14 protein-coding genes are annotated in these 19,596 nt (G+C 69.8%); 4 read left to right on the top strand and 10 right to left on the bottom strand.

The genetic code is table 11. The annotated features are described in order from the left end of the window. Positions 1-256: 256 nt before the first annotated feature. Positions 257-793, bottom strand: coding sequence for a GNAT family N-acetyltransferase (locus tag GA0115254_RS26430; RefSeq protein ID WP_093897799.1), 537 nt, complete (start codon positions 791-793; stop codon positions 257-259). A 339-nt stretch (positions 794-1,132) separates the two neighbouring features. Between GA0115254_RS26430 and GA0115254_RS26425 the strand changes: the two genes are divergently transcribed. Continuing rightward, positions 1,133-3,037, top strand: a complete 1,905-nt coding sequence (locus GA0115254_RS26425) for a glycoside hydrolase family 97 protein (RefSeq protein WP_256102781.1) — start codon at positions 1,133-1,135, stop codon at positions 3,035-3,037. A gap of 125 nt (positions 3,038-3,162) precedes the next feature. Continuing rightward, on the top strand, positions 3,163-3,633 hold the full coding sequence (locus GA0115254_RS26420) for a DUF1877 family protein (RefSeq protein ID WP_107451383.1): 471 nt from the start codon (positions 3,163-3,165) through the stop codon (positions 3,631-3,633). A gap of 117 nt (positions 3,634-3,750) precedes the next feature. Here the strand turns inward: GA0115254_RS26420 and pruA are convergent, their stop codons facing one another. Next, complete coding sequence (pruA, locus tag GA0115254_RS26415; RefSeq protein WP_093897797.1) at positions 3,751-5,382, bottom strand: L-glutamate gamma-semialdehyde dehydrogenase; 1,632 nt, start codon at positions 5,380-5,382, stop codon at positions 3,751-3,753. A gap of 47 nt (positions 5,383-5,429) precedes the next feature. Beyond that, positions 5,430-6,356 carry a proline dehydrogenase family protein gene (locus GA0115254_RS26410; RefSeq protein WP_093897796.1) on the bottom strand — a complete coding sequence of 309 codons (927 nt, stop codon included), beginning with the start codon at positions 6,354-6,356 and terminating at the stop codon, positions 5,430-5,432. A gap of 178 nt (positions 6,357-6,534) precedes the next feature. Between GA0115254_RS26410 and GA0115254_RS26405 the strand changes: the two genes are divergently transcribed. Continuing rightward, a complete protein-coding gene (locus GA0115254_RS26405) occupies positions 6,535-7,677 on the top strand; it encodes a PucR family transcriptional regulator (RefSeq protein WP_093897795.1) in 1,143 nt (380 codons plus the stop codon). Positions 7,678-7,720: 43 nt separating this feature from the next. On the opposite strand, the gene GA0115254_RS26400 is transcribed toward GA0115254_RS26405, so the two are convergent. From GA0115254_RS26400 to GA0115254_RS26370, 7 genes are all read right to left on the bottom strand, one after another. Continuing rightward, positions 7,721-8,395 carry a TetR/AcrR family transcriptional regulator gene (locus GA0115254_RS26400; RefSeq protein ID WP_093897794.1) on the bottom strand — a complete coding sequence of 225 codons (675 nt, stop codon included), beginning with the start codon at positions 8,393-8,395 and terminating at the stop codon, positions 7,721-7,723. Between the two features lie 76 nt (positions 8,396-8,471). Beyond that, positions 8,472-10,064, bottom strand: a complete 1,593-nt coding sequence (gene serA / locus GA0115254_RS26395) for a phosphoglycerate dehydrogenase (RefSeq protein WP_093897793.1) — start codon at positions 10,062-10,064, stop codon at positions 8,472-8,474. Between the two features lie 274 nt (positions 10,065-10,338). Then, positions 10,339-11,340: a ketol-acid reductoisomerase gene (ilvC, locus tag GA0115254_RS26390; protein WP_093897792.1), complete on the bottom strand. Its 1,002-nt coding sequence runs from the start codon at positions 11,338-11,340 to the stop codon at positions 10,339-10,341. Positions 11,341-11,440: 100 nt separating this feature from the next. Then, a complete protein-coding gene (gene ilvN, locus GA0115254_RS26385; RefSeq protein WP_018102507.1) occupies positions 11,441-11,968 on the bottom strand; it encodes an acetolactate synthase small subunit in 528 nt (175 codons plus the stop codon). Between the two features lie 22 nt (positions 11,969-11,990). Further along, entirely contained in the window at positions 11,991-13,862 is a 1,872-nt protein-coding gene (locus tag GA0115254_RS26380; RefSeq protein ID WP_093897791.1) for an acetolactate synthase large subunit, read from the bottom strand. A gap of 217 nt (positions 13,863-14,079) precedes the next feature. After that, on the bottom strand, positions 14,080-16,917 hold the full coding sequence (locus GA0115254_RS26375) for a putative bifunctional diguanylate cyclase/phosphodiesterase (RefSeq protein ID WP_093897790.1): 2,838 nt from the start codon (positions 16,915-16,917) through the stop codon (positions 14,080-14,082). Between the two features lie 490 nt (positions 16,918-17,407). Continuing rightward, positions 17,408-18,358 (bottom strand): 2-hydroxyacid dehydrogenase, encoded by a 951-nt coding sequence (locus tag GA0115254_RS26370; RefSeq protein WP_093897789.1) that lies wholly within the window; start codon positions 18,356-18,358, stop codon positions 17,408-17,410. Between the two features lie 133 nt (positions 18,359-18,491). On the opposite strand from GA0115254_RS26370, the gene GA0115254_RS26365 reads away from it, so the two are divergent. Beyond that, a complete protein-coding gene (locus GA0115254_RS26365) occupies positions 18,492-19,484 on the top strand; it encodes an aldo/keto reductase (RefSeq protein ID WP_093897788.1) in 993 nt (330 codons plus the stop codon). The last annotated feature ends 112 nt before the right edge of the window (positions 19,485-19,596 follow it).

Here is a 19,596-nt window from a genome sequence, read left to right as displayed (position 1 = left end):
CGCCGCTATCGTCCTCGGCCTCGACCGTCGCACGCGGGATCCGCTCCTGTGCGGCCCACCGGTCCCGGGTGTACGAGGTGCAGCGCTCCGCCCGGTCCACCAGCGGGAGCATCCGCGGCGCCGGACGGCCGGCCGGGTGCACCGGCGCGTACTCCTCCTCCATCAGCACTCCCCCGACGAGTCCCTTCGGTCCGGGGAACTCGTCCCTGAGCGGCGGACACCCCCGGCGGCGATCCTCCGGTCGGCCACCGCCCGATCACAGCACGTCCCCGTCCCGCCAGTCGAAGATCAGCGTCCCGGACGCGGCCGGCAGCACGCGGCCGGCCGCACCGCGGACATACGTGCTGCCCTCCTCGTCCGGCAGTCGCTCCACCCCGCGCCTTCCCTGTACGGCGATCCGCCCCGGCCACACCTGCCAGCCGCGCCCCGCGTACAGCGCGGCCCCGGCAGCCGATGCGGACAGGGCCCCGAAGGCGTACGCCCCGTCCACGACCTGTTCCAGCCCTGCCATCACGCGCCCGCCGAACCCTTCCCGGCGGCGGTCGGCGCGGACGGCCACGGCCTCCACGTAGCCGATCCGGTACGAGCGGCCCTCATGGATCAGCCGGCGCTGGACGACACTGCCGTGCGCGAGGAGCCCGCTGCCGTCCCGTACATACACGTGGATGCCGCCGAGGCCGTGGTCCCAGTCGTCGTCGCTGAAGTCTCCCTCGAAAGCGGTGTCCAGGAAGGTGCGGATCTCGTCGAGGGTGGCCGGGGTCAGCATGTAGGTGTGCGCGGTGCGCAGCGGCATATCGATCACGTGCCTCAATCTCCCAGCGCGGCTTCGCCGCCTTCGGTACTGCTGATGCGCCGTCACCGTCGGCATTACGGCCGCTGCCTGATCCTGCTGGGCGGCGGCTTCACGGTCGGCCTTTCACTGATCGTGCACGGCTGGACCTGAACGTCGTGCACGGCCGGAGCTGAACAGGGACACAGTAGGAGATCCCGGGCGACTCCCCACCCTCCCCTCTATTGATCCGATGTATTTGCTGCCAGGAACCTTGACGCCCCCTCAGTCCACCATCATCCTCCCAGCCATCGGACCAATGGTCAGGTCTGTGAACGATGAGCCTCTGGACTGGGAGAAATCGTGTCACTGCACAAGCCATGGAGAACCCGCATCGCAACGCTGTCGGTGGTCCTGTGCGGCGCGCTCGCGTCGACGCTGCTGACGGCGGCCGGCACACACGCCGAGGAGAGCACCTGGACGGTACGGGACAAGCCCGACGGGCCCCGCGCGGAGCTGCGGCTCGACCGTGCGACCGGATCACTGAGCCTGGCGGTGTCCCGCGAAGGCGGGACGGTCATCGCCCCGTCACCCGTGGGGATCGTGACCGAGCGGGCCGACCTCACCGCGGGGCTGGGGTTCCTCGGCCGCAGCGACCGCTCAGTGGACGAGCACTACCGCACGGGCGCGGGCAAGACCCGGAGCCGCGCCGTCCACATGCGTGAATCGCGCTTCCGCTTCCGTACCGCGGCCGGTGCCCGGCTCGATCTGCTCGTCCGGGCCTCCGCCGACGGTGTCGCCTACCGCTACGTGCTGCCCGGTGACACGGGCAACGTCCTGCGCGAGGCTTCCGCGTTCACCCTGCCCGAGGGGGCGTCGGCGTGGCTCGGCAATTACCGCAAGGACAACGAGAACCTCTTCAACGCGTACTCCGCCGCGGGCGCCCCGGCCGGTGAATACATGATGCAAGGGCTGTTCCGTACCGAAGGCGGCTACGCCCTGGTCGCCGAGTCCGACCTCACCGGCAGCTACTCCGGGGCCCGTCTGATCCATGACGCAGGCTCCACCACCTACCGCGTCAAGCTCTGGGACGAGCAGGTCCAGGTGAAGGGCGCCCTCACCACGCCTTGGCGCGCCGTGGTCACCGGCGACCTGGCGACCGTCACCGGGTCCACCTTCACGGACGATCTCGCCCCGGCCTCCGAGGTCCGTGACACCTCCTGGATCAAGCCGGGCCGGGCCCTGTGGACCTGGCTGGCGGGCGGGCGTCCGGCGGGCCAGAGCCTGGAGATGCAGAAGGGGTACGTCGACTACGCGGCCGCCCGCCACTGGCCGTACACCGTCGTCGACGCGGGCTGGTACTTCGACCCGGACCAGTGGGACGTCACCGACCCCGACTGGCAGTCGCACAGCTGGATTCCGGAGCTGGTGCGCTACGGCAGGGAGCGCGGCGTCGGAATCCAGGTCTGGATCCACCACCGCGACCTGGACACCGCCGAGGAGCGCGCCCAGTGGCTGACCACACTGGAGAAGTGGGGCGTCAAGGGGGTGAAGATCGACTTCATGGACTCGGAGGCGCAGGAGACGTTCCAGTGGTACGACAAGATCCTCCCCGAGACGGCGGCCCACCACCTCCTGGTCAACTTCCATGGCTCCACGATCCCCAAGGGCATCCAGCGCACCTGGCCGCACGTCATGTCGCTGGAGGGCGTCAACGGAGAGGAGAAGAAGACGAACACCGCCCAGCATCTGACCACGCTCCCGTTCACCCGGAACGTGATCGGCTCCATGGACTTCACCCCTGGCGCCTTCCATCGCCCGAACCGGCCCAACGCCGCGTCCGACGCGGGTGAGCTGGGCCTGTCGGTGCTGTACGAGTCCGGGGTCCAGAACCTGGCCGGCACCCCCGAGTCGTACGAAGCCCGCCCGGTGGCCCGGCATTTCCTGGAGCAGCTGCCGGACGCCTGGGACGACACCCGGCTGCTGGCGGGCGAGCCGGGAAGCAGCGCGGTCCTGGCCCGCCGCAACGGCAGCCGCTGGTTCATCGGCGGTACGTACGCGGGCACGGCGCATACCGCCGAGGTGCCCCTGCGGATCGGGGCCGGCCGGTGGCTGGTCGAAACGGTGACGGACGGGCCGACGGGGCTGGTGCGCACGGCCCGCGCGGTGCGGGGCGGCGACGCGCTGTCGGTGGATGTGGTTGCCGACGGCGGCTTCGCCGCGGTGGCCTGCCGCTGGGCCCCGGGCCGCACCTCGTGCGACCGCTGAACCGGTAGCGGCCGGAGTCTCCGGCCCGCAGGCTCACCCGTCGGCCCGGGCCGTTGTCAGTGGGCGCCCCTACCGTTCATGAGCAGGGGGGCCGGCGGACAGCGGCCCGGTGGGAGGGGACGACGATGAGCTTCAGCATGCAGGCGCGGGCCGTTCCGGCAGCCGGGCTGCCGCAGGACTTCGCCGGGGTGACGGCGGTCTTCGCCGACACGGACGACGAGCTCGATTTCCTGGAGACGGATCTGCACATCTCCAAAGTTTTCTCCGCGGTGCACGAGTTGTGCCTCACCGCACCGCCCGGCCAGGGCAGTTGCGAGCTCCCGGTCTTCGGCGGGACCGTCCACGAGGACCCGGCCGGGATCGAGGCGCCGTCGGTGACTCTGGAGGCCGCAGGGGTGCGGGAGGCGGCGGAGTTCCTCCGCAGCCATCCGTTCGACCAGCTGTGGCACGCGGCCGCCGGGGGCGTGGGCACGCACTGGGGCCGGCCGGAACCCGAGGTCCGCGATGTCTTCGCCCACCACTACAGGCAGGTGCTGGACTTCTACGGGCGGGCCGCGGAGGCGGGCGACGCGGTGGTGAAGCGGTTCCTTTACTGAGGGGACCGCTCCTGAGCGGACGGCGCCGGAATGGAAACCGCCTCCCGGCCGGCAGGGGAACCGGGCGGGAGGCGGAATTCGTGGCGGGGCGCCGGGGGTGCGGCGCCCCGGGGGGTGTCAGCCCTGGTGGGGGTAGGTGTAGTCGGTCGGCGGAACCAGCGTCTCCTTGATGGCCCGGGTCAGGGTCCAGCGCTGCAGGTTCTGCGGGGCGCCCGCCTTGTCGTTCGTACCCGAGGCGCGGCCGCCACCGAAGGGCTGCTGGCCGACGACGGCACCGGTCGACTTGTCATTGATGTAGAAGTTGCCCGCGGCGTACCGCAGCTTCTCCATCGTGTGCGCGGCCGCGGCGCGGTCGCCCGCGATGACGGAACCGGTCAGCGCGTAGTCGGAGACCGACTCCATCTGCTCCAGCATCTCGTCGTACTTGTCGTCCTCGTAGACGTGCACGGCGAGGATCGGGCCGAAGTACTCGGTCGTGAAGACCTCGTTCTCCGGGTCGCTGCACTCGATGACGGTCGGGCGGACGAAGTAGCCCACCGAGTCGTCGTACGTGCCGCCCGCGATGATCGTGCAGGACGGGTCGGACGTGGCGCGGTCGATCGCGGCCTTGTTCTTGGCGAACGAGCGCTCGTCGATGACGGCACCGATGAAGTTCGACAGGTCGGTGACGTCACCCATGGTGATGGAGTCGACCTCTGCCGCGAACTTCTCCTTGAAACCGGAGTTCCAGATGGAGGCCGGGACGTACGCACGGGAGGAAGCCGAGCACTTCTGGCCCTGGAACTCGAAGGAGCCACGGGTGAGCGCGGTCTTCAGCACGGCGTGGTCGGCCGACGGGTGGGCGACGACGAAGTCCTTGCCGCCGGTCTCGCCGACGAGCCGCGGGTAGGTGCGGTAGTTGGCGATGTTGTTGCCGACCGTCTTCCACAGGTGCTGGAAGGTGGGGGTCGAACCGGTGAAGTGGATACCGGCCAGGTCGCGGTGGTTCAGGGCCACCTCGGAGACGGCGATGCCGTCACCGGTCACCAGGTTGATGACGCCCTTGGGCAGACCCGCCTCTTCCAGGAGCTGCATCAGCAGCACGGCGGCGTGGGTCTGCGTCGGGGACGGCTTCCACACCACGACGTTGCCCATGAGGGCCGGGGCGGTGGGCAGGTTGCCCGCGATGGCCGTGAAGTTGAACGGCGTGATCGCGTAGACGAAGCCCTCCAGCGGGCGGTGGTCCATGCGGTTCCACACGCCCGGCGAGTTGGCCGGGGGCTGCTCGGCCAGGATCTGGCGCGCATAGTGCACGTTGAAGCGCCAGAAGTCGACGAGCTCACAGGGAGTGTCGATCTCGGCCTGCTGGGCGGTCTTCGACTGGCCGAGCATCGTGGATGCGGCCAGCGTCTCGCGCCAGGGGCCGGACAGCAGCTCGGCGGCGCGCAGGATGATCGCGGCGCGGTCGTCGAAGGACATCGCGCGCCAGGCCGGGGCAGCGGCCAGCGCGGCGTCGATCGCGTCCTGGGCGTCCTGCTGCGTGGCGCCGGCGAACGTACCGATGACGGCCTTGTGGTTGTGCGGCTGTACGACGTCGAAGCGCTCGCCGCCGCCCATCCGCTTCTCGCCACCGATGGTCATCGGAAGGTCGATCGGGTTCTGGCTGAGCTCCTTGAGCTTCGCCTCCAGGCGGGCGCGCTCCGGGGAACCCGGGGCGTAGGAGTGGACCGGCTCGTTGACCGGCGCGGGGACCTGGGTAACAGCGTCCATGAGTGCCTTGTCTCCTTGTGTCAGAGGGTGGGGGTCAGCCGGGCAGGTCAGCCCTTGGTGAGGATGGAGCGGCCGAAGAACAGCAGGTTCGCCGGCTTCTCCGCGAGGCGGCGCATGAAGTAGCCGTACCAGTCGGTGCCGTACGCGGTGTACACACGCATCCGGTGGCCCTCGGCCGCGAGCCTGATGTGCTCGTCGCTGCGGATGCCGTACAGCATCTGGAACTCGTACTCGTCCAGCTTGCGCCCGGCCTTCCGGGCCAGCTCCTGGGCGATGGCGATCAGACGCGGGTCGTGCGACCCGATCATCGGGTAGCCCTCGCCCTCCATCAGGGTCTTCAGGATGCGGACGTACGCCTTGTCGATCTCGGCCTTGTCCTGGTACGCGACGGAGGCGGGCTCCTTGTAGGCGCCCTTCACGATGCGGACGCGGCTGCCGGCAGCGGCGAGGCGGCGGGCGTCCTCCTCGGTGCGGAACAGGTACGCCTGGATCACACAGCCGGTCTGCGGGAAGTCCTTCCGCAGCTCCTCGTGGATGGCGAACATCGAGTCGAGGGTGGTGTGGTCCTCGGCGTCCAGCGTGACCGTGGTGCCGATCGCGGCGGCGGCCTCGACGACCGGGCGGACGTTGGCGAGCGCCAGCTCGTGGCCGCCCTCCAGGGACTGGCCGAACATGGAGAGCTTGACGGACATCTCGGCCTTGGTGCCCAGGCCCAGGTCCTTGAGGCGCTCGATCAGTTCGAGGTAGGCATCGCGGGCGGCGGCGGCCTGCTCCGGGGTGGTGATGTCCTCACCGACCACGTCGAGGGTGACTTCGAGGCCCTTGTCGGCGGCGTCCTCGATGACCGGGACGACCTGCTCGACGGTCTCACCGGCGATGAACCGGTCGACGACCTGCTTGGTGCCAGGTGCGGCCGAGATGAAACGGCGCATCTTGTCGCTGCGGGACGCGGCGAGAATCACGGGACCCAGCACGGGGCACCTCCACGGAAAGTACGAACGAAGGCCGTACCGGCAGATGAGGACAGAGCGGTACAGCACGGAGAACCACCGTGAAATCTAAGGATCCCTCCGATGGTGTGCCATCGACAGCTGTCACGCATCCATTCCCGGGATCTCAGACAGATGTCTGAAGGGGTGCGAGAATGGCTGGGTGAAGGGCGATTACCAGGAGCTGGTCGACGAGATCTCGGGGCTGCTCGGCGCCCCCGCGACGCTGGAGAACCGGGACTTCGGCCTGGTCGCCTTCGGCGCCCACGACAGCGACGACGACACGGCGATGGACCCGGTCCGCACCCGCTCGATCCTGACCCGGCGCTCCACGCCCGCGGTGCGCGCCTGGTTCGAGGGCTTCGGCATCGCCCGCGCCACCGGCCCGGTCCGCATTCCGGCCGCCCCGGAGGCCGGGGTGTTCCGGGGCCGTATCTGTCTGCCGGTACGCCATCGGGGTGTCGTACTGGGTTACGTATGGCTGCTCGACGCGGACCCCGGGCCGACCGACGAGCAGCTGAGGGCGGCGATGGAGGTGGCGGCCCGGATCGGGGGGCTGCTCTCCGACGAGGCGCGGGCGGGCACGGATCTGTCCCGGGAGTTCGGTGCGGTCCTCACCGCCGGGCGGGGCTGGCAGCGCGACATGGCGGTGGCCGCGCTGCGCGAGGCACTGGGCCGGGATGCGGAAGGCCTGCACACGGTGGTGTGCGTGACCCCGTGGACCGACGACCCGCCAACGGTCCGTACGGTGTCCTCGGCATCGGCGCTGACCTCGGTCCCGGCCCCCGGGGCCGCCGGGGGCCCCTCGCTGGCCGCGCTGATCCGGCTGCGCTCCAGCGATGTCCTCGACCCGGCGCTCACCGCCGCGGAGCGGCTGCGTTCCTCCGCGGGCGGGCACGCCACCGCCGGGGTCGCGATGCCCCGTCGGGACCTGGCGGACCTGGCCGAGGCCTGGCACGAGGCGTCGGCCGCGGCCCGCGCGGCGGCGGCCGAGTCCCGCTTCGGCCCGGTCGCCGAATGGTCGGCGATCGGCCCGTACCGGCTGCTGACCGCGCTCCCCGCAGAAGCGGCCGCGGATCCCGCGGTCCGCGCCCTGCTCACCCCGCCGCACAAGGATCTGGCCCGCACCGCCGAGGTGTTCCTCGACTGCGCGGGCCAGGCGTCCCGGACGGCCACCGCACTCGGTATCCACCGCCAGACGCTCTACTACCGGCTCTCCCGGGTTCAGCTGCTCACCGGCCTCGATCTCAACGACGGCGAGGACCGGCTGTTGCTGCACATGACACTCAAGGGCGCGCGGCTCTGATCCCGCGCGCCGTCACCGAGCACGACGCATTTGAGAGCCCCCGTCAACCCGTCCGGCGTTCGAGGACGTCACCGTCACCCCGGACCCCGGCACTCGGGCCGGCCTGGTCGGCGACGCCAGGCCCTTCCTGTCGCACCCGCCCTTCGAGCACGGCCTTCAGACCGTCCGTCAGATCCTGTGCGGAAGGCGCCGATTCACTGTCCATCAGCCACTGCACCATCACACCCGCGAGCAGCGCCTGGCAGAACAGCCCGGCCACCCGCGCCTTCTCCGGGTCCGTCTCCGGGTCGATGCCGAGCATGTTCTCGGCGAGCCCGTCACGCCCCTCGCGCTGCGGGCCCGCCAGGGCCTTCTGCAGATCCGGGTCCTGGTCGATCCGGGAGACGACCTCCATCTGGAGCTGCCAGACGGACCGGGTCTGCCCATAGCTGTCGATCACCCGCTCCCAGGTGTCGCGGAACTGGTCGAGCGGCGACTGGGGCCCGCCGTCGCCGCGGTCGTCGTCCACGTCCGGCCGCTCGGTGAGCACATCACCCCACTCCTCCGTCACCTTGAGGAAGGCGAGGTTGAGCAGGGCCTCCTTCGAGCCGTAGTGATAGCCGATGGAGGCGAGGTTCGTACCGGAGGCGGCCACGATGTCGCGCGCCGTCGTCCGGGCGTATCCCTTCTCCAGCAGGCAGCGCTTGGCGCCTTCGAGCAGATCCTCACGGTGTCCCATGAAAGCAGCGTACCCGGCATGCAGACGTTTGTGTAAGACGCACGTCTAGATGCCGGGTACGCGGGGCCTGGGGCCGTCAGTCGGTCAGGTTCACCGTACGAGCCGATGCGGCACCGATCTCCGTGGAGATCTCGGTGAGCACCGACGCCGGGACGTCGTCGTCGACGGTGAGCACGACCAGTGCCTCGCCGCCCGCGTCCGTCCGCGAGACCTGCATGCCCGCGATGTTCAGACCGGCCTCGCCGAGGATCCGGCCGACCGTGCCGACGACACCTGGACGGTCCTCGTAACGCAGCACCACCATGTGGTCGGCAAGCGCCAGGTCCACGTCGTACTCGCCGACGGCTACGATCTTCTGGAGGTGCTTGGGGCCGGCCAGCGTGCCGGAGACGGCGATCTCCTCGCCACCCGAGAGCGTGCCGCGGACGGTGACCACGTTGCGGTGGTCCGGCGACTCGGAACTGGTGGTGAGGCGGACCTCGACACCGCGCTCCTGCGCGAAGAGCGGGGCATTCACATACGACACGGTCTCGTCGACCACGTCCTCGAAGACGCCCTTGAGCGCGGAGAGTTCGAGCACCTTGACGTCGTGCTGGGTGATCTCGCCGTACACCTCGACGTCGAGGCGGACCGCGACCTCCCCGGCGAGCGCCGTGAAGATCCGGCCGAGCTTCTCGGCGAGCGGCAGGCCCGGACGTACGTCCTCGGCGATCACACCGCCCTGGACGTTGACCGCGTCCGGCACGAGCTCACCGGCGAGGGCGAGGCGCACGGACTTGGCGACCGCGATGCCCGCCTTCTCCTGGGCCTCGTCGGTGGAGGCGCCGAGGTGCGGGGTGCAGACGACCTGGTCGAACTCGAACAGCGGGGAGTCCGTGCAGGGCTCCTTCGTGTACACGTCGAGACCGGCACCGGCGACCCGGCCCTCCTTGAGGGCGGAGGCGAGCGCCGCCTCGTCGACGATGCCACCGCGCGCGGCGTTGACGATGCGCACCGAGGGCTTCACCTTGTGCAGCGCCTCGTCGCCGATCAGGCCCAGCGTCTCGGGGGTCTTGGGCAGGTGCACGGTGATGAAGTCCGCGACCTCGAGCAGCTCGTCCAGCGTAAGGAGCTTGACGCCCATCTGGGCGGCACGCGCGGGCTGCACATAGGGGTCGTACGCGACGATCTTCATGCCGAAGGCCGACATGCGCTGAGCGACCAGGACACCGATGCGGCCGAGGCCGACGACGCCGAGGGTCTTCTCGCTCAGCTCGACGCCGGTGTACTTGGACCGCTTCCACTCGCCGTTCTTGAGGGCGGTGTTGGCCTGCGGGATGTTGCGCGCGGTGGCGACCAGCAGACCGCAGGCCAGCTCGGCGGCGGTCACGATGTTGGAGGTCGGCGCGTTGACGACCATCACGCCGGCCTTGGTGGCGGCGGAGACGTCGACGTTGTCCAGACCGACGCCCGCGCGGGCGACGACCTTCAGCTTCTTCGCGGCGGCGATGGCCTCGGCGTCGACCTTGGTGGCGGAGCGCACCAGGATGGCGTCGACATCGGCGATCGCGGGGAGGAGTTCGGCGCGGTCCGCGCCGTTGCAGTGCCGGATTTCGAAATCCGGACCCAGGGCGTCAACCGTGGCAGGCGACAGCTCTTCAGCGATGAGTACGACAGGTTTCGAGCTCACGTGAGTCCTCACAAGTCCAGTGCGGACGGCCGTCCCGACGGCCGCAGGCGGTGGAGGGGCTTGCCGCGTGGAAGACGCACGACACTGTGGGCCTGACGCGTGTATGTGTGGAGAAGTGTAGTCATGCGCCAGGACGCATACTGCGCCCCGATGGAAGGATCACCCACACGGGGGTGGACGACTTGTACACACGTACGACGCCGCCTCTTCCAGCGGTGAAGCAGGGGGAACACCGCGGGGGCGGGTCAGGAGACCCGCCCCCGGGGCGAATGGGTTACGCGTCCTCGTCGTTGACCCAGCTCATGAGCTTGCGCAGCTCACGGCCGGTGGTCTCCAGGAGGTGGTCGCTGTCCGCCTTCTTGTACTCGTTGTACTTGGGCAGACCGTTGTGGTACTCGGCCATCCAGTTCTTGGCGAAGGTGCCGTCCTGGATCTCCGCGAGGACCTTCTTCATCTCGGCCTTGGTGGCGTCCGTGATGATCCGCGGGCCGGTGACGTAGTCGCCCCACTCGGCGGTCTCCGAGATGGACCAGCGCATCTTCTCCAGGCCGCCCTCGTACATGAGGTCCACGATGAGCTTCAGCTCGTGCAGGCACTCGAAGTACGCGATCTCCGGCTGGTAGCCGGCCTCGGTCAGGGTCTCGAAACCGGCCTTGACCAGGGCGGCGGTGCCACCGCAGAGGACGGCCTGCTCACCGAACAGGTCGGTCTCGGTCTCCTCGGTGAAGGTCGTCTTGATGACGCCGGCGCGGGTGCCGCCGATGCCCTTCGCGTACGACAGGGCGAGCGCCAGGCCGTTGCCCGAGGCGTCCTGCTCGACGGCCACGATGCACGGAACGCCACGGCCCTCCTCGTACTGACGGCGGACCAGGTGGCCCGGGCCCTTCGGGGCGACCATGCAGACGTCGACGTTGGCCGGCGGCTTGATGAAGCCGAAGCGGATGTTCAGGCCGTGGCCGAAGAACAGCGCGTCGCCGTCCTTGAGGTTGTCCTTGATGGACTCCTCGTAGACCTGGGCCTGGATCGGGTCCGGGACCAGGATCATGATGACGTCGGCCTCGGCGGCGGCCTCGGACGGGGTCACCACGCGCAGCCCCTGCTCCTCGGCCTTGGCCTTGGACTTGGAGCCCTCGTGCAGACCGACACGGACGTCGACACCCGAGTCGCGCAGCGACAGCGCGTGGGCGTGGCCCTGGCTGCCGTAGCCGATGACCGCGACCTTGCGGCCCTGGATGATGGACAGGTCGGCATCGTCGTCGTAGAACAGCTCGGCCACTGGGTCTCTCCTTGGTGTGCAGGTGTTGCGTCCCACCGTACGGCGGGGTGCGTCAGATACGTTTTCGGGTCTCGCCATACGAGCGGCGAAGTGGCGGTGCCTAGGCCGAACGGTCGAGGGCGCGCAGCGAACGGTCGGTGATCGAGCGCGCGCCGCGCCCTATGGCGATGGTGCCGGACTGGACCAGCTCCTTGATGCCGTACTGCTCCAGCATCTTGAGCATGGCCTCCAGCTTGTCGGCGCCGCCGGTCGCCTCGATCGTGACGGCCTCCGGGGAGACGTCCACGGTCTTGGCGCGGAACAGCTGGACGATCTCGACGATCTGGGAGCGGGTCTCGTTGTCGGCGCGGACCTTCACCAGGACGAGCTCACGCTGGATCGCAGCGGACGGCTCGAGTTCGACGATCTTCAGGACGTTCACCAGCTTGTTGAGCTGTTTGGTCACCTGCTCAAGAGGCAGGTCCTCGACATTGACGACGATGGTGATGCGCGAGATGTCGGGGTGTTCGGTGGTACCGACCGCGAGCGAGTCGATGTTGAAGCCGCGGCGGGAGAACAGGGCGGTGATCCGGGCGAGGACACCGGGCTTGTTCTCGACCAGGACGGAGAGCGTGTGCTTGGTGGACATGGAGTCGGTCTCTCTCTGTCTCTCAGTCGTCTTCGTTGTCGCCGAAGTCGGGGCGGACCCCACGGGCGGCCATGACCTCGTCGTTGGAGGTGCCGGCGGCGACCATCGGCCACACCATGGCGTCCTCGTGGACGATGAAGTCGATCACGACGGGGCGGTCGTTGATGGAGTTGGCCTCTTCGATGACCTTGTCCAGGTCGGCCGGGTCCTCGCAGCGGATCGCGTGGCAGCCCATGGCCTCGGACAGTTTGACGAAGTCCGGGACGCGGGTGCCCTTCGCCGGGACGCCCTCGGTGTCGGCGCCGGAGTGCAGCACGGTGTTGGAGTACCGCTGGTTGTAGAACAGGGTCTGCCACTGGCGGACCATCCCGAGCGCCCCGTTGTTGATGATGGCGACCTTGATCGGGATGTTGTTGAGCGCGCAGGTGGTGAGTTCCTGGTTGGTCATCTGGAAGCAGCCGTCGCCGTCGATCGCCCAGACCGTACGGTCCGGCATGCCGGCCTTCGCGCCCATCGCGGCCGGGACCGCGTAACCCATCGTTCCGGCGCCGCCGGAGTTCAGCCAGGTGGCGGGCTGCTCGTACTGGATGAAGTGCGAGGCCCACATCTGGTGCTGGCCGACACCCGCCGCGAAGATCGTGCCCTCGGGGGCGAGCTGACCGATGCGCTGGATGACCTGCTGCGGCGAGAGGCTGCCGTCCTCGGGCAGGTCGTAGCCGAGCGGGTAGGTGTCACGCCAGCGGTTGAGGTCCTTCCACCAGGCTGAATATCCCGTCCGGGCGGCCTCACCGACGTGACCGTCGTTGTGCTCGGCCTGGACGGCCTGGACCAGGTCGGCCAGGACCTCGCGGGCATCGCCCACGATCGGGACGTCCGCGGCACGGTTCTTGCCGATCTCGGCCGGGTCGATGTCGGCGTGGACGATCTTGGCGTACGGGGCGAAGCTGTCCAGCTTGCCGGTGACGCGGTCGTCGAATCGGGCTCCGAGGGCGACGATCAGGTCGGCCTTCTGCAGCGCGGTGACGGCGGTGACCGCACCGTGCATGCCCGGCATTCCGACGTGCAGCGGGTGGCTGTCGGGGAATGCGCCGAGCGCCATCAGTGTGGTGGTGACGGGCGCTCCGGTGAGCTCTGCGAGGACCTTCAGTTCGGCGGTGGCCCCCGCCTTGATGACACCGCCGCCGACGTACAGCACCGGGCGCTTGGCCTGAGTGATCAGCTTGGCGGCTTCGCGGATCTGCTTGGCGTGCGGCTTGGTGACCGGGCGGTAGCCGGGCAGGTCCTGGGTGGGCGGCCAGCTGAACGTGGTCTGCGCCTGCAGGGCGTCCTTGGCGATGTCGACGAGGACGGGACCCGGACGGCCGGTGGAGGCGATGTGGAAGGCCTCGGCGATGGTGTGCGGGATGTCCTCGGCCTTGGTGACCAGGAAGTTGTGCTTGGTGACCGGCATCGTGATGCCGCAGATGTCGGCTTCCTGGAAGGCGTCCGTGCCGATGGCCTTGGAGGCGACCTGACCGGTGATCGCGACCAGCGGGACGGAGTCCATGTGGGCGTCGGCGATCGGCGTGACCAGGTTGGTGGCGCCGGGGCCGGAGGTGGCCATGCAGACGCCGACCTTGCCGGTGGCCTGTGCGTAGCCGGTGGCGGCGTGTCCGGCGCCCTGCTCGTGGCGGACCAGCACATGACGGACCCGGGTGGAGTCCATCATCGGGTCGTACGCCGGAAGGATGGCACCGCCGGGAATGCCGAATACCGTGTCGGCCCCCACCTCCTCGAGAGACCGGATGAGGGACTGCGCGCCCGTGACGTGCTCAACGGTGGCGGCGGACGATCCGCCGTTACGGGCCCGCGGCTGGGGATGGTGGGCCCCGGTGGCCTGCTCGGTCATCGGCATTCTCTTCTCGAAGCTGAGGGTTTTTGCGGGTGTTTTACGAGGTTTTGCCTGGAGTCAGTGCAACAAAAAACCCCTCGTGCCGTGAGGCAAGCGAGGGGAGCGCGTCGGTGTGGTCTGCAGAGTGTCAGTGAGGGACTCTGCTTCAGCCGACGCGCTTTCCAAGTACGAGAATTCGGGTGCGCATGGCATTGACCCTCTCTCCGACGCATACAACGTGTCAAGTGGGTGGGACGGGCGTCTCAACATGTGAGCCGCTGAGGAGTGGGATCGAGCCGCCGGCCAGGACCGGCTGGGCGGGGGCACTGCCGGGCACCGGGAACTCGCCGCGGGCCAGGGCGCGGCGCAGCCGGTACTCGTCGAGCGGTCCGGAGAAGGCCATTCCCTGGCCGTGCGTACAGCCCATGGCGCGCAGTGCGAGGACCTGCTCCGGTACGTCGACACCATCGGCCACGGACTGCATGCCGAGGTCGCAGGCGATGCGCAGGAGGCCGCTGGTGATCTTGTGCAGCCGGGCAGATTCCACAACACCCTCGACGAGACCGCGGTCCAGTTTCAGTACGTCGATGGGGAGCCGGCGCAGGGCATTGATCGCGGCGTATCCACTGCCGAAGCCGTCGAGCGCGATGCGGACACCGAGCCGGCGCAGCGCGACGAGACGCTGTTCGAGTTCGTCGAAGGAGATCCGGGGGTCACTGTCGGCGACCTCGATCATCAGGGCGCCGGAGGGCAGGCTGTGTCGGGTGAGCAGCGCCTCGACGGAGCCGAACGGCATCCCCTTGTCGAGGAGCCTGCGGGCGGAGAGCCGCACGGCGACGGAGACCGGATGACCGGCTCTGGCCCGGTCGGCCGCCTGCTCGACGGCCTCTTCGAGGAGCCAGCGGCCGAGTTCGGCCGTGCGGTCGCTGTCCTCGGCGACGCGGAGGAATTCGGCCGGGGTGAACAGGATGCCCTGGGCGGAGCGCCAGCGGGCCTGGGCGGCGACGGCGGCGACGGTGCCGCTGGCGAGATGCACCACGGGCTGGTGGAGCAGGGCGAACTCGCCGTCGCGCAGAGCGGTGCGCAGCCGGGTCGCCAGTTCGGAGCGGCGTACGACTTCGGCCTGCATCTGCGGGGCGTACAGCTCGACGCGGTTCTTGCCTCCCGCCTTGGCGCGGTACATGGCGAGGTCGGCATTGCGCATGAGGTCGCTCGGAGAGATGCCGGGCTCGGCGAAGGCGACCCCGATGGATGCTGCGACCCGGACCTCGCCGGTGCCGATGCGGTACGGCTGGGAGAGGGTGAGGCGCAGCCGGTCGGCGATCTCGTGGACCTGACATTCCCGGGCGGACAGGTCGCGGATGCCGTCGCCGAGGATGATGGCCGCGAATTCGTCACCGCCGAGGCGGGCCGCGGTGTCACCGGCCCGTACGGATTCATGGAGGCGGCGGGCGGCCTGGATGAGGAGCTCGTCGCCCGCCTGGTGGCCGAGGCGGTCGTTGACCGCCTTGAAGCCATCGAGGTCGATGAAGAGCACGGCGGTGCCGGGGTCGCCGGAGCGGCGGCCGCCGAGGGCCTGGCGCACCCGCTCGGTGAACAGGGCGCGGTTGGGCAGGTCGGTGAGCGGGTCGTGCTCGGCGTTGTGCTGCAACTGGGCCTGCAGCCGGACCCGTTCGGTCACATCGCGGCTGTTGAGGATCAGCCCGCCCTGGTGGCGGTTGACCGTGGATTCGACATTGAGCCAGTCGCCCGTACCGGATCTGAAGCGGCACTCGATCCGGGTGGTGGGCTCCTCCCGCGGAGAAGCGGCGAGGAACCGGCGCACCTCGTGGACCACCCGCCCCAGGTCCTCGGGGTGGATGATCGAGGCGAGCTCGGCGCCGACCAGGTCGTCGGCATCCCGCCCGTACACCCCCGCGGCGGCGGGGCTGACGTAGCGCAGGACGCCGGTGGGGGCGGCGATCATGATGACGTCGCTGGACCCCTGGACCAGGGAGCGGAAGTGGTTCTCCTTCTGTGCCAGCTCCTGGGTGAGCGCGATGTTGTCGACGAGCATGATGCCCTGCCGGACGACCAGGGCGAGCACCACCGTGCAGCCGGTGAAGACCACGACGCGGTCCACCCGGCGCCCCTCGGTGACGCTGTAGAGAATGCCGAGCGTGCAGACGGCGGCGGCGAGATACGGCGTCAGCGCGGCCAGCGACCCCGCGATGGGCCGGCTGGTGGAGCGCGGCGCGCCTTGGGGCGGGAAGGCGTTGCCCCTTGCGCCGTTCGCCCCCCAGGGTGCGTACGCGAGGAGCAGGGAACCGGCGAACCAGCCCGCGTCCAGCAACTGGCCGGAGTGGTAGGTCTGGCGCAGCAGGGGGGAGGTGAACAGGGCGTCGGACAGGACCGTCAGGGCGAGTGCGGCAACGGCGGTGTTCACCGCGGAGCGGTTGGCGTTGGACCGCCGGAAGTGCAGGGCCAGGACCATGGAGACAAGCACGATATCGAGCAGCGGATAGGCCAGCGCGAGCGCCGCGCGGGCCACGCTCGCGCCCTCGGCGTCCACGAGATGCGCGGTATGGGCGAGGGCGAGGCTCCAGGAGAGCGTGAGGAGCGATCCGCCGATCAGCCAGGAGTCCAGCGCGAGACAGAACCATCCGGCCCGGGTGACGGGGCGTTTGGCGAGGACGAGCAGCCCGACGATGGCGGGTGGCGCGAAGCAGAGGTAGAAGACATCGGCGAGGGAGGGGCTGGGCACCGGGCGCCCGAGCACGACCTCGTACCAGCCCCAGACCGCATTGCCCCCTGCGGCCATGAGCGAGGAGAGCGCGAACAGCAGCCAGGCGGGCCGGAACCGGTCGCCGCCGGTCCGCGCGTAGAGGAAGCAGGAGACCGCCGCGACCAGCGCGGCGGCGCTGAGGCCGAAATCCCCCATGATGAGCGCCAGTTCCGAAGAACCCCAGCCGAGGGCCGCCCCCACCGCGTAACCGCCACAGACGAGGCCGACCAGGACCTGCAGGACCAGTGCGGACGCGCCGCCGACGGTGGACCGCCGGGAGAGGAACGCCCCGAGGGCGCCGGCCGGCGCGCTCACCGGGGCGCACCCGACGCCGCCGGGTGCGCACGCGCCCGGCGCCCGGCTGGGGCCTGTTCCGGGATTTCCGTCAGTGCCGCGACGCCCGGCACGCACTCCCTCGAGCACTCGGTTTCGCTCAAGCAGGGGGAACCCCCCTGCCGCGTTGTCGGACTCGCCCAAGAGCGTCCCGTACGAGGACGGCTCTCCGCTCGGCGATCGCACGCACCGGGCGCCGCGTCGCCCACCCTGCGGGCGGACGACGGGAAACCCGGAACAGGCCCCTGTCGCCGTCGACTGCCCTGCGGTGCCGGATCGTTCGCCCATCGGCCGTGCATCGCCCGTCGCCCCCTCGCGTGTTGCGTCCTCCCCGGCGCAGTCCCTTCCTCGGCTCAGCGCCCCTTTCGGGACGATACACCAGACCAGTCACTCAGGGACATAGTTTATCTACTCTCCGTGACGATCGGGCACTTGTCGGAACGGTACGCAGCCGCACGGACCCGCAGCGTGGTCAACCGGTGGTACGTACGACGTTCTGCACCGGCTCCCCTGCGGCGAAACGGCTCAGCTGTCCGGCCACCAGACGCCGGGCGCGCGGCTGGAACGCCGAGGTGCTGCCGCCCACATGCGGAGTGATCAGGACGTTCGGAGCATGCCAGAGGGGATGGCCGGCGGGCAGCGGTTCCGGGTCGGTGACATCAAGGGCGGCGCGCAGCCGGCCGGACTCCAGTTCGAGCAGCAGCGACTCGGTGTCGACGACGCCGCCCCGTGCGACGTTCACGAGCAGCGCCCCGTCCGGCATCGCGGCGAGGAACTCCGCGCCCACCAGCCCTTGCGTGGACGGGTTCAGCGGGGTGGACAGCACGACGACGTCGGCTTCGGGCAGGAGCGCGGGCAGGTCGTCGAGCGTGTGTACGGGGCCGCGTGCAGTTGTCCGCGCAGAGCGCGCGACGCGCGCCACCCGCGCACACTCGAAGGGCGCGAGCCGGTCCTCGATGGCGGCCCCGATCGATCCGTACCCCACGATCAGCACGGACTTGTCGGCGAGCGCGGGGTAGAAGCCGGCCCGCCACTCCTCCTTGTCCTGACCGTGGACGAACCCGGGGAAGCCGCGCAGGGAAGCGAGGATCAGCGCGAGGGCGAGCTCCGCGGTCGACGCCTCGTGGACCCCCTTGGCATTGCACAGTCGCACCCCGGCCGGCAGCAGACCGAGCCCCGGCTCGACATGGTCGATGCCCGCGGAGAGCGTCTGCACGATCTGGACCCGTGTCATGTCGGCGAGCGGTCGGACCGCGATCTGTGAACCCTTCATGTAGGGCACGACGTAGAAGGCGCAGCGGGCCGGGTCGGCCGGGTAGTCCTGCGCGCCGTCCCAGAAGTGGTAGTTGAGACCCTCGGGGAGTCCTTCGATCTCATCGGCGGGAAACGGCATCCATACGTCGGGAGTCTTCGTCGAAGTCATGGTCAGGAGGCTAATCCTCGGGAGGCTGCGCGAGGGGCGGCGGCCGGCAGAGGTTACTTTGGGGTGCGGTGTGGTCCCGTGACGGCGGGGCCGAGGTCCTGTCGTCACGGGACCTTAGGGAGGGTTCGGGGAGTTGGAGCGCAGGAGTCTCGGTGCGGCGGCGCTCGCCGTGGGTGCGGTCGGTCTTGGCTGTATGCCGATGAGCTGGGCGTACAGCGCGTCGCAGCAGCGCGGTGACCGTGCGTTGCGTGCTGTGCACGCCGCGCTCGACGCGGGCGTCCAACTGCTCGACACAGCCGACATGTACGGCCCCTTCACCAATGAGCTGCTGGTGGGCCGGGCGCTGAAGGGCCGCAGGTCCGATGCGTTCGTCTCCACCAAGTGCGGGCTGCTGGTGGGCGATCAGCACATCGTCGCCAATGGCCGCCCCGGCTATGTGCGGCGGGCCTGTGACGCCTCGCTGCGGCGGCTGCAGACCGATGTGATCGATCTGTACCAGCTGCACCGGGCCGATCCCGAGGTGCCGGTCGAGGAGACCTGGGGTGCGATGGCGGAGCTGGTGACCGCCGGGAAGGTGCGGGCGCTCGGGCTCTGTGCGGTCGGGGCGCGGGCTTCACGCCGGCCGGGTGCCCGAATGTATGACGAAACGATCCGTCAGCTGGATCGGGTGCAACAGGTCTTCCCGGTGAGCGCGGTGCAGGCGGAGCTGTCGGTGTGGTCGCCGGAGGCGCTGGAGTCGTTGCTTCCGTGGTGCTCGGCGCGGGGTGTGGGGCTGCTTGCGGCGATGCCCCTGGGGAACGGCTATCTGACGGGCACGCTGACCCCGGGACAGGGCTTCGAGCCCGACGATCTGCGGGCCAGGCATCCGCGGTTCACGGCCGAGATGATGGCGGCGAACCAGCCGGTGGTGGTCGGGCTGCGGCGGATCGCGGAGCGGCACGGGGCGACTGTGGCGCAGGTGGCGTTGGCCTGGGTGCTGCGGCAGGGGCCGCATGTGGTGCCGGTGCCGGGGACCAAGCGGGAGCGGTGGGCGGTGGAGAACGCGGGGGCGGCCGGGCTGACGCTGACCGCGCAGGATCTCGTGGAGATCGCCCGGCTGCCCCCGGCGCGGGGGTCGTGGGACTGACCTCCGGCCCCGCATTCGTGATCACCGATCGAGAAAACCGGCGGGCATCGGGTACCCGGGGCGGGGCTGCGGTGTAAGAACAGTAGTCGGGCGGCCGTCGAAGGGATCGGTG

The organism is Streptomyces sp. Ncost-T10-10d, assembly GCF_900091955.1.
Lineage (GTDB): Bacteria > Actinomycetota > Actinomycetes > Streptomycetales > Streptomycetaceae > Streptomyces.
Note: the sequence above shows the minus strand (reverse complement) of the source record. Positions and strands in the feature narration are given on the sequence as shown.